This is a genomic window from Pseudomonas sp. SID14000 (assembly GCF_002165135.1).
Taxonomy (GTDB): domain Bacteria; phylum Pseudomonadota; class Gammaproteobacteria; order Pseudomonadales; family Pseudomonadaceae; genus Aquipseudomonas.
In genome coordinates, this window is record NZ_NFZQ01000002.1 from 63591 (window position 1) to 76956 (window position 13366).

A 13366-nucleotide genomic window follows, 5' to 3' on the forward strand; every position below is an offset into this window, starting at 1 on the left:
CCTGCCATGACTGCCATCGATACCGCTCGCCCGCCCCGGTTCAGCCGCGGCGATCACCGGACCCTGGGCCTGGCGGCGTTGGGCGGCGCCCTGGAAATCTACGATTTCATCATTTTCGTGTTCTTTGCGCTGACCCTCAGCCAGCTGTTCTTCCCGCCCGAAATGCCCGAATGGTTGCGCCTGCTGCAAAGCTTCGGGATCTTCGTCACCGGCTACCTGGCGCGGCCACTGGGTGGCATCCTGATGGCACACTTCGCCGATCATCTGGGGCGCAAGCGGGTCTTCAGCCTGAGCATCCTGATGATGGCCCTGCCGTGCCTGTTGATCGGGGTGATGCCGACCTACGCCGACATCGGCTATGCGGCGCCGCTGATCCTGCTGGCCTTGCGCATCCTGCAGGGCGCAGCGGTTGGCGGCGAGGTGCCTAGCGCCTGGACCTTCGTCGCCGAGCATGCACCAGCCGGGCGCCGCGGCTACGCCCTGGGTTTCCTGCAGGCCGGGCTGACCTTCGGCTACCTGCTGGGTGCGCTGACTGCGACTTTGCTGGCACAGCTGTTCACCCCGCAGGAAATCCTCGACTACGCCTGGCGCTACCCGTTCCTGCTGGGTGGGGTGTTTGGTGTAATTGGCGTGTGGTTGCGCCGTTGGCTCAGCGAAACACCGGTGTTCCTTGCCCTGCGCGCGCGTCAGGAGCAGCCGGTGACCTTCCCGCTGCGGCGGGTGTTGGGCGAACACCGTCGGGCGTTGATCCCGGCGGCGCTGCTGACCTGTGTGCTTACGTCCGCCGTGGTGGTGCTGGTGGTGATCACCCCGACAGTGATGCAGCAGCGTTTCGGCATGAGTGCCGGGCACACCTTTGCCCTGAGCAGCGTGGGCATCGTCTTCCTCAATATCGGCTGTGTGCTGGCCGGGCTGCTGGTCGACCGCGTAGGCGCCTGGCGCGCGCTGATGCTCTACAGCCTGCTGCTGCCATTGGGCATCGGCGCGTTGTATGCCAGCCTGGTGGGGCAGTGGGGCATGACCTGGCTGGCCTATACGCTGGCTGGCCTGTCCTGCGGTGTGGTGGGTGTGGTGCCGTCAGTGATGGTAGGGCTGTTCCCGGCCGAGATCCGCGTATCGGGCATTTCCTTCACCTATAACGTGGCCTACGCGCTTTGGGCCAGCACCACACCGCTGGCGCTGATTGCGCTGATGCCTTGGAGCCCGTGGGTGTGTGTCGGCTTTTGTCTGGTCATGGGCACGGTGGGGTTGCTGACGGCCTTGTATTTCGGGCGTCGGGAGCCATTGGCGTTTGCGGCAGAGCCGATGCCGGTAATGTGTGGTGAAAAATAGTTTTCTGTTGTCTGTTCTGGCCTCGTCGCTGGTACAGGTAAAACAAAAAGCCCCCGGCTCGTAAGAACCGGGGGCTTTTCGTTACAGCAAGGGCAGGGGCCTTACATGTTCGGGTAGTTCGGCCCGCCAGCGCCTTCAGGGGTGACCCAGGTGATGTTCTGGGCCGGGTCCTTGATGTCGCAGGTCTTGCAGTGCACGCAGTTCTGCGCGTTGATCTGGAAGCGCTTGCTGCCGTCTTCCTGGGTGACTACTTCGTACACGCCCGCCGGGCAGTAGCGCTGGGCCGGCTCGTCGTACAGCGGCAGGTTGCTGGCGATCGGCACGTTCGGGTCGGTCAGCTTCAGGTGGCAGGGTTGTTCCTCTTCGTGGTTGGTACTGGAGAGGAATACCGAGCTGAGCTTGTCGAAGCTGAGCTTGCCGTCCGGTTTCGGGTAGTCGATCTTCTGTGACTCGGCCGCCAGCTTCAGGCAGGCGTAGTCCGGCTTGGTGTCGTGCAGGGTGAACGGCAGCTTGCCGCCGAACCAGTTCTGGTCCACATAGTTGAACGCAGCGCCCAGCAGCGGGCCGAACTTGTGCATGGCCGGGCCGAAGTTGCGGCTGGCGAACAGCTCTTCGTACAGCCAGCTGGCCTTGAAGGCGCTGACGTAACCGTTCAGCTGGTCACCGCCTTCGCTGCCGGCGATCAGAGCGTCAGCTACCGCTTCGGCGGCCAGCATGCCAGACTTCATAGCGGTGTGGCTGCCCTTGATCTTGGCCACGTTCATGGTGCCAAGGTCGCAACCGATCAGGGCGCCGCCATTGAATACCATCTTCGGCAGCGAGTTGAGACCACCCTTGGCCAGGGCGCGGGCTCCATAGCTGATACGCTTGCCACCTTCGAGGTACTGGCTGATCACAGGGTGGTGCTTCAGGCGCTGGAACTCGTCGAACGGCGACAGGTACGGGTTGGCGTAGGACAGGTCGACGATCAGGCCGACCACCACCTGGTTGTTTTCCAGGTGATAGAGGAACGAGCCACCGGTGTTGTCCTTGGCCATCACGTCCAGTGGCCAGCCGGCGGTGTGCACCACCAGGCCCTGCTCGTGCTTGGCCGGGTCGATTTCCCAGATTTCCTTCAGGCCGATACCGTAGTGCTGGACGTCGGCCTCGCTGTCGAGGTTGAAACGTTTGATCAGCTGCTTGCCGATATGGCCACGGCAGCCTTCGGCGAACAAGGTGTACTTGGCGCGCAGCTCCATGCCCGGCGTGTACAGGCCGTCCTTCGGGTTGCCTTCACGGTCCACGCCGAGGTCACCGGTAACGATGCCACGGACCACGCCATTGTCGTCGATCAATGCTTCCTGGGCGGCGAAGCCCGGGTAGATTTCCACGCCCAGGTTCTCGGCCTGCTGGGCCAGCCAGCGGCACAGGTTGCCCAGCGAGATGATGTAATTGCCCTGGTTGTGCATGGTCTTGGGCACGAACAGGTCAGGTACCTTGGTCGAGCTGCCGGCATCCTTGAGCACGTAGATGTCGTCGCGCTTCACTTCGGTGTTCAGCGGTGCGCCGAGCTCTTTCCAGTCAGGGAACAACTCGTTCAGGGCGCGGGGTTCGAACACTGCGCCAGAGAGGATGTGGGCGCCGACTTCAGAGCCTTTTTCCACCACGCAGACGCTGATTTCGCTACCGGCTTCGGCGGCCTTCTGCTTCAGGCGGCAGGCGGCGGACAGGCCCGCCGGGCCGGCGCCGACGATGACCACGTCGAATTCCATGTATTCGCGTTCCACAGGTTCTCTCCTACTCATCAAGGCTCGTGCTGTTGCTTTGTCTTATGGGTGCGCGGGGCATTCGCAGCGGTTCTACGCAACGGCGGAACTGTAGCTGGGCAAATGACGGACTACACCGTTTTGTCTTGGCCGCGCATTATATCTACACCACTTGGCGGGTCCAATACAAACGTTTGTTTGAATTTGCCGCAGGCCAGTAAAATCAAAGGAACGCGGCTGGAGGGTGACCGATTTGCCGTATTGACCGGATTGGGTGTTACGGTCAAGATACGAGCGGTTTTACGTTCGCCGTAGGCTTGCAGCCGGGCGCAGGTACACCTCTAAAGACCAGGTGTGGAGCAGGGTTTTGCGGCCTTGGGCCGGTTTGTAGTGGAGTTTACACGCCACGACAGAAAATGACCCGTGAGTATTGTCGCAAGAGTCCGGGCAAGACTGTTCGGTCACTGTGAACTTACCGCCTCCCGGTACGTTTTTAGAGGTGCCCTTGTACCCACGCGCATCGCAGGGCTCTGTCCCAGGCGACTATCTATTCACCGGAGAGTAACGAGGAATCCATGAAGGTTCTTGTAGCTGTCAAACGAGTGGTCGACTACAACGTCAAGGTTCGCGTCAAGGCGGACAACTCCGGCGTCGACCTTGCTAACGTCAAGATGTCCATGAACCCCTTCTGCGAAATCGCCGTGGAAGAAGCCGTACGCCTGAAGGAAAAGGGTGTTGCGAGCGAGATCGTCGTCGTTTCCGTCGGCCCGGCCACTGCCCAGGAGCAACTGCGTACAGCCCTGGCCCTGGGTGCCGACCGTGCCATCCTGGTCGAAGCCGCGGACGAACTGAACTCCCTGGCGGTGGCCAAGGCGCTGAAAGCCGTTGTCGACAAGGAGCAGCCGCAGCTGGTCATCCTCGGCAAGCAGGCCATCGACAGCGACAACAACCAGACCGGCCAGATGCTGGCTGCGCTGACCGGCTTCGCCCAGGGCACCTTTGCCTCCAAGGTCGAAGTGGCTGGCGACAAGCTGAACGTCACCCGAGAAATCGACGGCGGCCTGCAGACCGTTGCACTGAACCTGCCGGCCATCGTCACTACCGACCTGCGCCTGAACGAGCCACGCTACGCGTCGCTGCCGAACATCATGAAGGCCAAGAAGAAGCCGCTGGAGACCGTCACTCCAGACGCGCTGGGCGTTTCCCTCGCCTCCACCAACAAGACCCTGAAGGTTGAAGCCCCGGCTGCCCGCAGCGCGGGCATCAAGGTCAAATCGGTGGCCGAACTGGTCGAGAAGCTGAAGAACGAAGCGAAGGTAATCTAAATGACTATCCTGGTTGTCGCTGAATACGAGAACGGTGCCGTAGCCCCGGCCACCCTGAACACTGTTGCCGCTGCCGCCAAGATCGGTGGTGATGTTCACGTGCTGGTCGCTGGCCAGAACGTGGGCGGCGTTGCCGAGTCTGCTGCCAAGATCGCTGGCGTGGCCAAGGTGCTGGTTGCCGATAACGCTGCCTACGCCCACGTCCTGCCGGAAAACGTTGCGCCGCTGATCGTCGAGTTGGCCAAGGGCTACAGCCACGTGCTGGCCCCGGCTACTACCAACGGCAAGAACATCCTGCCGCGCGTTGCCGCGCTGCTGGACGTGGACCAGATCTCCGAGATCATCTCGGTCGAGTCCGCCGACACCTTCAAGCGCCCGATCTATGCCGGTAATGCCATTGCCACCGTGCAATCGAGCGCTGCCATCAAGGTCATCACCGTGCGTACCACCGGCTTCGACGCCGTGGCCGCCGAAGGTGGCTCGGCAGCCATCGAGGCCGTCGGCGCTGCGCACAACGCTGGCATCTCGGCCTTCGTTGGCGAAGAGCTGGCCAAGTCCGACCGCCCAGAGCTGACCGCTGCCAAGATCGTCGTTTCCGGCGGCCGTGGCATGGGCAACGGTGACAACTTCAAGCACCTGTACAGCCTGGCCGACAAGCTCGGCGCTGCTGTCGGTGCTTCGCGCGCCGCGGTCGACGCAGGCTTCGTGCCCAACGACATGCAGGTCGGCCAGACCGGCAAGATCGTTGCGCCACAGCTGTACATCGCCGTCGGCATCTCCGGCGCGATCCAGCACCTGGCTGGCATGAAGGACTCCAAGGTGATCGTGGCGATCAACAAGGACGAAGAAGCGCCGATCTTCCAGGTAGCCGACTACGGCCTGGTCGCTGACCTGTTCGAAGCGGTTCCGGAGCTGGAAAAGCTGGTCTGATCTGCCTGCTTCACTTATAAAGAACCCGGCCCTCGTACAGGGGGCCGGGTTTTTTTTGGGTCTGTACAAGGAGTGAGGAATGGTGCTGCGCAAAGCAGGCAGGGTGCTGGCATGCATGGCGGTGCTGGTTTCGCCGCTGGCCATGGCGGCAGGCAAGTGCGAACGCCTGGTGGCGACCGGTAGCCCTGATGCGCCGCCCTATTCGTGGCAGGACCCGAACGACCCGAAACACTTGGTCGGCGCCAATGTCGACCTGCTGCGCCAGGTGGCTGGCGAGCTGGGTGTGAAGGTGGAGGTGCTGAGCGCCGGCCGTCGTGACCAGGCACTGGAAGAAGTACGTAGCGGGCGGATGGACCTGCTGCTCGACACCCCCATGCAGGTGGAGCAACTGACCGCTCTGGACTACATCCACCCACCCCTGCAGCTCAATGAATACCTGGTGTGGACGCGCCACGACGCGACACTGGCCTTCGAGGGCCCGGCTGACCTGGCCCAGTACCAGGGCAGTTTGTCCGAGCGCGCGCGACTCACCCCGGCCTTTACCGCCTTCGCCAAGGCGCAGCTGAAACTGGTGCCGGCACAGAACCTGACCCAGGCGTTCCAGAAGCTGGTGCTCGGCCAGGTGGATTATGTGCTCGCTGGCCGCTATTCGGGCATGGCCATGGCGCAGAGCCTGGGCATGAGCAATGACCTGATCGCCCGAGGCCTGCCGGTGGATCGGCCGGGCCTGTACCTGGCCCTGTCGCACAATTCGGCCTGCAATGACAGCTGGTTGCGTGGGCAATTGGCGAAAAAACTGACAGAATTGCCGATCTCCGGTGCGTCCGAGGCCGTGCTGCAACGTAATGTCGAGCGCTGGAAAGCGCAGCTGCAGGTGCCGACGGACGCCCCCAAACATTAGGAAGATTGCGTGAGAACCCAACCACTAATCCTTGCCCTGGCCGTGCTCGGCCTGGCTGGCTGCGCCAACGATCCGGCCCCTAACGAGCAGATGCGCATTTCCGAACAGGCGCTGGAGCAGGCCAGGGCCGTCGGTGCTACCGAGCAGGTCGAAGCGCTCAAGCTGGCCGAAGACAAGCTGGCCCGGGCCAAGACCAATATGCTTGCCGAAAACTACCGCGATGCGCGCATGCGTGCCGAGCAGGCCGAGCTGGATGCACGTCTGGCCGAGGCCCAGGTGCTGAACCAGAAGAGTGAAGAGCAGGTGCAACTGTTGCAGTCGCGGGTCAAGCGCCTGCGCAAGCAGTTGGAGGTGCAGCCATGATCCGTCGTATGCCTCTGGCCGCGCTGGCAATGCTGGCGCTGGCGGCAGGTTTGCAAGGTTGCGCCAGCCAGCGCAGCAGCGCAGCGCTGGATGATGCCACCGCAGCCTTCCAGAAGGTCAAGGATGATTCCAATGTGCTGCGCAGCGCACCACGTGACGTGATTCGCGCGGGCGAGTCGCTGGCCCGCGCCGAGCGCCTGTCCAGCTATATCGGCACCGGTGCCGACGTGCGCCATTACGCCTATCTGAGCCAACGTTACAGCGAGATTGCCAGCGAGCATGCCAGGCTGGCGCTGAACCAGGAGCGCCAGGCCAAGCTCGACCTGGAGCGCCAGCGGCTGCAGTTGGCCCTGCGCGAGGCCAAGTTGGCCAGTGTGCAGCAGCAGGGCAAGTGGATCGAGTCGCAGATCGCCGCCCTGGCCTCGGAGCAGGCCGATCGTGGTCTGGTGATGACCCTGGGTGACGTGCTGTTCGACACCGGCCGCGCCGACCTGAAGAACTCGGCCAGCCGTACCGTGCTCAAACTGGTGCAGTTCCTCCAGCTCAACCCGCGCCGGGTGGTGCGGATCGAGGGCTATACCGACAGCACCGGCCTGACGGAGGACAACCTGAAGCTGTCCCGTGATCGGGCGCAAGCGGTGGCCGACATGCTGGTGGACCTGGGTATCGAAGAGAAGCGCCTGCAGGTCGAGGGGTATGGCGACCAGTACCCTATCGAGGCCAATGCCTCGGAGCGGGGCAGGGCGCAGAACCGCCGCGTCGAGATCGTGTTCTCCGATGACAAGGGCAAGCTGGCGCCAGCACGCTGACCGCTTGGCGGCGCGGTGGATGGCACCGGCTTTGCCGGTGTTCGCGGCTAAAGCCGCTCCCACAGGTACAGTGTTAACTTCAAGGTATGCGCAGTACCTGTAGGAGCGGCCTTGTGTCGCGAAAGGGGCGCAAAGCGCCCCCGGCTTTTCGTCGGGCTAGTCGGGCTTGATCGTTTCTATAGCTGTCACGCAACTGTATTGTTGACTATCCTGCGATCTGTCCCAGTACACTTTGCAACTGTTACGGTATCCTCTACCGTCAGTGAGCTACACAAGAATAACGAGCCCGTCCGCGTGTCGAGAGCCAGCCATGACCAACCTGCTGCTTTATCAGCGTATCGCCCAGCAACTGGCCGATGACATCCGTCGCGGTGTCTACCAGCCAGGCGAGCGGGTACCCTCCGTGCGCAAGATGAGCGCCCAGCTCAATGTCAGCCATGCTACGGTGCTGCAGGCCTATGCCAATCTCGAGGATCAGGGGCTGATCCGTGCGCGACCGCAGTCCGGCTACTACGTGCACCAGACCCCGGCCTTGACCGCGCAGACCCCGGACATCGCCCGGGTGGAGCGCCCCGGCCTGGTCACCCGTGCCAGTATCATCCAGCAGGTACTGACCGAGGCGCGCCGTGATGGCGTGTTCCCGTTCGGTGCCGCGGTGCCGCACGTCGACTACCTGCCGGTCCGTGCCCTGCACCAGCAGATTGCCAAGGTGACGCGCTTTCACAGCCCGCGCGCCTTCAGCTATATGTTCAGCCCCGGTTTCGAGCCGCTGCGCCGGCAAATCGCCATTCGCATGCGTGATGCCGGGGTGCTGGTCGACCCGCGTGAAGTGATCGTGACCCATGGCTGCGTCGATGCGCTGCAGATGTCGCTGCGCGTGCTGACCCGTCCCGGCGACTTGATCGCCGCCGAATCGCCTGCCTATTACGGGCTGTTGCAACTGGCCGATCTGCTGGGCCTGAAGGTGATCGAGATCCCCAGCGACCCGTCCACCGGTATCAGCCTCGAGGCCTTGCAGCTGGCGGCCAACCAGTGGTCGATCAAGGCCCTGGTCCTGACCGCGCGCCTTAGCAACCCGCTGGGTGGCACTGTCCCGGAAGAGCGGCAGAAGCAATTGCTACGCCTGGCGTCGGACTTCGATATCCAGATCGTCGAGGATGATATTTATGGCGAGCTGATGTTCGAGCAGGGCAAGACCAAGGCGCTTAAGGCATTCGACCGGCTGGACCGGGTGATCTATTGCTCGAGTTTTTCCAAGACCTTGTCCCCCGGTGTGCGTGTTGGCTGGATGATCGCCGGGCGCTATCAGGACGAAATCCAGCGCCTGCAAACCTTTACCACCCACTCGGCCTGCAGCGTGACGCAGATGGGTGTGGCGGCCTACCTGGAGAATGGTGGCTATGACCGGCACCTGCGTTACATCCGCCAGGAGTACCGCAAGAACCTCAGTGCCTACCAGTTGGCGGTGCAGCAGCACTTCCCCGAGGGTACCCAGATGACCCGGCCGACAGGCGGTTTCATCCTGTGGGTGAGCCTGCCCGGGCGGGTCAATACCCAGGAGCTGCATGTGCGCGCGCTGGAGCAGGGCATCAGTATTGCGCCGGGGCTGATCTTCAGTAATACCGAGCAATTCAACCACTGCATTCGCCTTAATTGCGGTATACCTTGGAACAAGGAAGCCGAGCGCGCGGTGATCACTCTCGGTTTGCTGGCCCAGCAATTATGCCGGGAGCCAGCGGCCGCACTTTTGTAGGCTTGCCACGCGCCTGCGGAACAGGGAGCATACGCACTTTTCCTGCCAGCCTGTCCATTTGCCATGAATGCTTTGCGCCGTTTTGTCCTGATCTTGTGCCTTGTGCCGCTCTGCAGTCTGGCTGGTGTTGCCCAGGCTGCGCAGCCGGCAGGTCAGGCGCAGGCAGCCAGGCCGGTGCAGAAGGCCAAGCCGGCGCAGAAGGCGACAGCCAGGCCAGTGCAGAAGCAGGCGGTAAAAAAGGCCGGTAACAGCAAGGCCAAGCCGGTACGCAAGCCAGTGAGCAAGGAGGTTGCCAAGCCGTTGCCCAAGGCAAAGCTCGACCTCAGCCTGCCTGCCGATATGGTCGATAATCTGGAACCGGATGTGGGCAGCCTTTCGCCGATCCAGCGACGCAAGCCTTTGCTGCCACCCATGTTCACTGAAAAGCCAGAGGCCAATGATAGCCCGTTCCAGCTCAATGGCCGGCTGATCAGCAACGAGATGCAGCTGCAACTGCGCAATGACAGCCGTCGCGACGTTGAAGGGGCGGCCATCGATTTCGAGTACCGCCAGTAGCCAGTGAACTGACTGCCGGGTCACGACAGTTTTTACTGTGCCAGCAATTTCAAACGCCTGTTTGAGCGGTTACTATCCAGGGACGTTCGTCCCGTTTTGTTCCAGGGAGTCCTGATTTTGGTGAATAGCCATGAATTGCCGTGAGGGTTGTGGTGCCTGCTGCATCGCCCCGTCCATCACCTCTGCAATGCCGCGCATGCCCAATGGCAAGCCGGCTGGCGAGCGCTGCCTGCACCTGACTGTCGACAACCTCTGCGACCTGTTCGGCAAGCCCGAGCGGCCAGCGGTGTGTGGCGGTTTCAAGGCGGATGTCGAGGTGTGTGGCAGTGACCGTGATGAGGCCATCAGGATACTCGGTTGGTGGGAGCAGATGACGGCGGCGTGACAGGCTGGATCTTCGACAACAAGGATAAACATGATGAGATCGTTCACGCGTATTGCTCTGCTGTGTGGCATGGGTGTTCTGCTTTCGCCTGCGGCCTGGGCGGAAAACTGGCAGGTGGCCAAGGATGAAGAGGGGATCAAGGTTTCCCTCAGCGAAGTGGCCGGTTCCAAGTACAAGGCCTATCAAGGCGTCACCGTGATCAAGGCGCCGTTGGCCAAGGTGCAGGCGTTGCAGGAAGACGTGGTAGGTGCCTGCAAATGGATTCATGAGTGCAAGTCGCAGAAGTTGCTCAAGCATGAAGGTGACCAGAGCTGGACCTACACCCAGTTCAATACGCCATGGCCGGTGACGCCGCGGGACTCGGTGTTGCATGTGACCACTGTGAAGCAGGCTGATGGCAGCCTGGTGCGCAACCTGAAGGAAGAGCCGACCTACATCCCGGAAGAGAAGGGTTTCGTGCGGGTGGCGAAGGTCGAAGGCTTCTGGAAGCTGGTGCCCAAGGGCGACAGCACGGAAGTGACCTATCAGGTACACACCGAGCCGGGTGGTAGCGTGCCGGCGATGGTGGCCAACAAGTTCGTGGTGGATGCGCCGTTCAATACCCTGAAAGCGCTGCGTGAGCGGGCTGAGAAAAACTGAGGCATTGTGTCGGCTTTGTGGGGTGGCGGCCCTGGTGGGGGCTGCTTCTTGTGGGAGCGGCCTTGTGTCGCGAAAGGGCTGCGCAGCAGCCCCGGCAATATTGCGGTAAGCCTAAGATCCCGGAGCCGCTCCGCGCCCCTTTCGCGACACAAGGCCGCTCCCACAAAACCGCATCGCGTCGAGCAGAAATAAAAAAGGCTGCCCGAGGGCAGCCTTTTTGCGTTCGGCAATTGAAGCTTACTTGCGGTCTTGCAGCGCAACGATGTCGCGCTTCTGCTCGCCGGTGTACAGCTGGCGCGGGCGGCCGATCTTGTACGGGCTGGAGAGCATTTCTTTCCAGTGCGAAATCCAGCCCACGGTACGTGCCAGGGCGAAGATCACGGTGAACATGCTGGTCGGAATGCCGATGGCCTTGAGGATGATCCCCGAGTAGAAGTCGACGTTCGGGTACAGCGAGCGCTCGATGAAGTACGGATCGGTCAGGGCGATCTCTTCCAGGCGCATGGCCAGTTCCAGCTGCGGGTCGTTCTTGATGCCCAGTTCGCGCAGGACTTCGTCGCAGGTCTGCTTCATCACGGTGGCGCGCGGGTCGCGGTTCTTGTACACGCGGTGACCGAAGCCCATGAGCTTGAATGGGTCGTTCTTGTCCTTGGCCTTGGCGATGAACTTGTCGATGTTCGAAACATCGCCGATTTCATCGAGCATGGTCAGTACCGCTTCGTTCGCACCGCCATGGGCCGGGCCCCACAGTGCGGCGATGCCGGCGGCGATACAGGCGAACGGGTTGGCACCCGACGAGCCGGCCAGGCGAACGGTAGAGGTGGAGGCGTTCTGCTCGTGGTCGGCGTGGAGGATGAAGATCCGATCCATCGCCTTGGCCAGCACCGGGCTGATCGGTTTGATCTCGCAGGGGGTGTTGAACATCATGTGCAGGAAGTTTTCCGCGTACGACAGGTCGTTGCGCGGGTACATCATCGGCTGGCCCATGGAGTACTTGTAGACCATCGCGGCCAGGGTCGGCATCTTGGCGACCAGGCGCACCGCGGAAATTTCGCGGTGTTGCGGGTTATTGATGTCCAGGGAGTCGTGATAGAACGCCGACAGGGCGCCGACCACGCCGCACATCACCGCCATCGGGTGGGCATCGCGGCGGAAGCCGTTGAAGAAGGACTTCAGCTGCTCGTGAACCATGGTGTGGTTCTTTACGGTGCTGACGAACTGGGCCTTCTGCTCGGCATTCGGCAGTTCGCCGTTGAGCAGCAGGTAGCAGGTTTCGAGGTAGTCGGATTTTTCGGCGAGCTGCTCGATCGGGTAGCCGCGGTGCAGCAGGATACCTTGGTCGCCGTCAATGTAGGTGATCTTCGACTCGCACGAGGCGGTCGCCATGAAACCAGGGTCGAAGGTGAAGTGACCAGTGGCCCCCAACCCGCGGACGTCGATTACATCAGGACCAACGGTGCCGGTTAAAATGGGCAGCTCGACGGGGGCAGCGCCCTCGATGACCAACTGCGCTTTTTTGTCAGCCATGTGGCCTCCTATTAATGCTTGAAATCATCAGACAGACCCCCCACGCAGGGCCCGCACCACTATAGAGGGATAAATTCAGATGTCAATTTGCCTAAAGGCTTGTTGAAACAGGCATTGAGGCCTGATTTTTCGCGAAATTCTCGCCCATTTACGCCTTTTGTCGGTTAAAGGCAATGCGCTATTTGGGCTACCCCGTCACGTTGTCATAAGCAGCCTAACTGTCTATACTCGCAACCCGACCGCCAGGGGCTTGCAAGCCCGAACTGCTGGGGGTCGCCGTTCCCTGGGTGGTGGGTACCTGACCAGTACACTTACCAACAACTTTGCCCTGATTCGCTAGGGGCTCTTCAGTGTGAAAAAAGCCGTGAAAAGCCAACGACCTGTAAACCTAGACCTAAGGACCATCAAGCTCCCCGTCACTGCGTACACGTCCATCCTGCATCGTATCTCCGGCGTCATCCTGTTCCTCGGCCTTGCCATCATGCTTTATGCACTGGGCAAGTCGCTGGGTTCCGAGGAAGGCTTCGGTGAGGTGAAGGCGTGTCTGACCAGCCCGCTGGCCAAATTCGTGACCTGGGGCCTGCTGTCCGCCCTGCTTTATCACCTCGTGGCAGGTGTACGTCACCTGATCATGGACATGGGTATCGGTGAGACGCTGGAAGGCGGCAAGCTGGGCTCGAAAATCGTGATCGTCATCTCCGTGGTGCTGATCGTTCTGGTGGGAGTTTGGGTATGGTAACCAATGTCACGAACCTGTCGCGTTCGGGCCTCTATGACTGGATGGCGCAGCGCGTTTCTGCGGTCGTTCTCGCGGCTTACTTCCTCTTCCTGATCGGCTACGTGGTCGCCCACCCAGGCATCGACTACACCCAGTGGCATGGTCTGTTCTCCAACAACGCGATGCGGATCTTCAGTCTGCTGGCCCTCGTTGCCCTGGGCGCTCACGCCTGGGTTGGCATGTGGACCATTGCGACCGACTACCTGACGCCTATGTCGTTCGGCAAGTCGGCAACTGCGATTCGTTTCCTGTTCCAGGCGGTATGCGGCGTTGCGATGTTCGCTTACTTCGTCTGGGGTGTGCAGATTCTCTGGGGTATCTGAT

At 61.6% G+C, this 13366-nt stretch carries 14 protein-coding genes; 12 read left to right on the plus strand and 2 right to left on the minus strand.

Annotated features, from left to right (window positions below):
- The first annotated feature begins 6 nt into the window (after positions 1-6).
- Positions 7-1332 carry an MFS transporter gene (locus CAY82_RS03130; RefSeq protein WP_087499903.1) on the plus strand — a complete coding sequence of 442 codons (1326 nt, stop codon included), beginning with the start codon at positions 7-9 and terminating at the stop codon, positions 1330-1332.
- A gap of 101 nt (positions 1333-1433) precedes the next feature.
- Here CAY82_RS03130 and CAY82_RS03135 read toward each other — a convergent pair whose 3' ends face one another.
- Positions 1434-3116, minus strand: a complete 1683-nt coding sequence (locus tag CAY82_RS03135; RefSeq protein WP_087499904.1) for an electron transfer flavoprotein-ubiquinone oxidoreductase — start codon at positions 3114-3116, stop codon at positions 1434-1436.
- A 536-nt stretch (positions 3117-3652) separates the two neighbouring features.
- Between CAY82_RS03135 and CAY82_RS03140 the strand changes: the two genes are divergently transcribed.
- From CAY82_RS03140 to CAY82_RS03180, 9 genes are all read left to right on the plus strand, one after another.
- Complete coding sequence (locus tag CAY82_RS03140; protein WP_015271101.1) at positions 3653-4402, plus strand: electron transfer flavoprotein subunit beta/FixA family protein; 750 nt, start codon at positions 3653-3655, stop codon at positions 4400-4402.
- Entirely contained in the window at positions 4403-5332 is a 930-nt protein-coding gene (locus CAY82_RS03145; RefSeq protein WP_013973453.1) for an electron transfer flavoprotein subunit alpha/FixB family protein, read from the plus strand.
- 79 nt (positions 5333-5411) lie between these two features.
- Positions 5412-6233, plus strand: coding sequence for an ABC transporter substrate-binding protein (locus CAY82_RS03150; protein ID WP_087499905.1), 822 nt, complete (start codon positions 5412-5414; stop codon positions 6231-6233).
- A 9-nt stretch (positions 6234-6242) separates the two neighbouring features.
- On the plus strand, positions 6243-6596 hold the full coding sequence (locus tag CAY82_RS03155; RefSeq protein ID WP_087499906.1) for a DUF4398 domain-containing protein: 354 nt from the start codon (positions 6243-6245) through the stop codon (positions 6594-6596).
- On the plus strand, positions 6593-7405 hold the full coding sequence (locus CAY82_RS03160; protein WP_087499907.1) for an OmpA family protein: 813 nt from the start codon (positions 6593-6595) through the stop codon (positions 7403-7405). The genes CAY82_RS03155 and CAY82_RS03160 overlap by 4 nt, the downstream gene beginning before the upstream one ends.
- A 310-nt stretch (positions 7406-7715) precedes the next feature.
- Positions 7716-9158: a PLP-dependent aminotransferase family protein gene (locus tag CAY82_RS03165; protein WP_087499908.1), complete on the plus strand. Its 1443-nt coding sequence runs from the start codon at positions 7716-7718 to the stop codon at positions 9156-9158.
- A gap of 63 nt (positions 9159-9221) precedes the next feature.
- Positions 9222-9713, plus strand: coding sequence for a hypothetical protein (locus CAY82_RS03170; protein ID WP_087499909.1), 492 nt, complete (start codon positions 9222-9224; stop codon positions 9711-9713).
- A 130-nt stretch (positions 9714-9843) separates the two neighbouring features.
- On the plus strand, positions 9844-10098 hold the full coding sequence (locus tag CAY82_RS03175; RefSeq protein WP_025339973.1) for a YkgJ family cysteine cluster protein: 255 nt from the start codon (positions 9844-9846) through the stop codon (positions 10096-10098).
- Between the two features lie 33 nt (positions 10099-10131).
- The gene (locus CAY82_RS03180) at positions 10132-10737 is read left to right on the plus strand and encodes an START domain-containing protein (RefSeq protein ID WP_087499910.1); all 606 of its coding nucleotides are present in this window, start codon (positions 10132-10134) and stop codon (positions 10735-10737) included.
- Positions 10738-10974: 237 nt separating this feature from the next.
- On the opposite strand, the gene gltA is transcribed toward CAY82_RS03180, so the two are convergent.
- The gene (gene gltA, locus CAY82_RS03190) at positions 10975-12264 is read right to left on the minus strand and encodes a citrate synthase (protein WP_085625400.1); all 1290 of its coding nucleotides are present in this window, start codon (positions 12262-12264) and stop codon (positions 10975-10977) included.
- Between the two features lie 352 nt (positions 12265-12616).
- On the opposite strand from gltA, the gene sdhC reads away from it, so the two are divergent.
- Together sdhC and sdhD are read left to right on the plus strand one after the other, a co-directional pair.
- Positions 12617-13003, plus strand: a complete 387-nt coding sequence (gene sdhC, locus CAY82_RS03195) for a succinate dehydrogenase, cytochrome b556 subunit (protein WP_012315350.1) — start codon at positions 12617-12619, stop codon at positions 13001-13003.
- Positions 12997-13365 (plus strand): succinate dehydrogenase, hydrophobic membrane anchor protein, encoded by a 369-nt coding sequence (sdhD, locus tag CAY82_RS03200; RefSeq protein WP_003254214.1) that lies wholly within the window; start codon positions 12997-12999, stop codon positions 13363-13365. The genes sdhC and sdhD overlap by 7 nt, the downstream gene beginning before the upstream one ends.
- Position 13366 lies beyond the last annotated feature (1 nt).